Origin of the sequence: Vibrio sp. 10N.222.48.A3, from assembly GCF_041475345.1 — a bacterium.
In the GTDB taxonomy this organism is placed as follows: Bacteria; Pseudomonadota; Gammaproteobacteria; order Enterobacterales; family Vibrionaceae; genus Vibrio; species Vibrio tasmaniensis_A.
This window is the reverse complement of record NZ_JBFRVX010000256.1, coordinates 1,026-1,418: the sequence shown is the minus strand read 5'-3', so window position 1 is coordinate 1,418 and position 393 is coordinate 1,026. Positions and strand designations below refer to the sequence as shown.

Sequence of the window (393 nt, the reverse complement as noted above, 5' to 3'; positions counted from 1 at the left end):
AGTACGATTAGCAATGTTGAAATATAATAAATAGCTCAAAGCAAGAGCAAAGGAGTTGGCCAATGGAAAAGAAAATTAAAATAGGCATTAGTGCTTGTGTTGCAGGACATAAGGTACGTTTCGATACAGGTCACAAACGCTCTCGTTTTTGTACAGATGACCTTGCAGATTATGTTGAACTAGAACCAGTATGCCCAGAAATGGCAGTGGGTCTTCCAACACCTCGCCCAACCATTCGCCAAGTTCGTCAGCTAGACAATATCATTCACGTTTCTAGACCTGACGGTTCTGGTGATGTGACCAATGATCTGATCGAGTTTGGACAAAACTATTCAAAGAGCAACCAGCACATCGCAGGATTCATTGTGTGTCAAAAAAGCCCAACCTGCGGTA

The 393-nt window shown here is 42.5% G+C and carries 1 protein-coding gene; it reads left to right on the top strand.

All coding sequences use genetic code 11. The annotated features are described in order from the left end of the window. Positions 1-62: 62 nt before the first annotated feature. A partial coding sequence (locus AB4653_RS08515) for a DUF523 domain-containing protein (RefSeq protein ID WP_372103838.1) occupies positions 63-393 on the top strand: 331 nt, incomplete at its 3' end.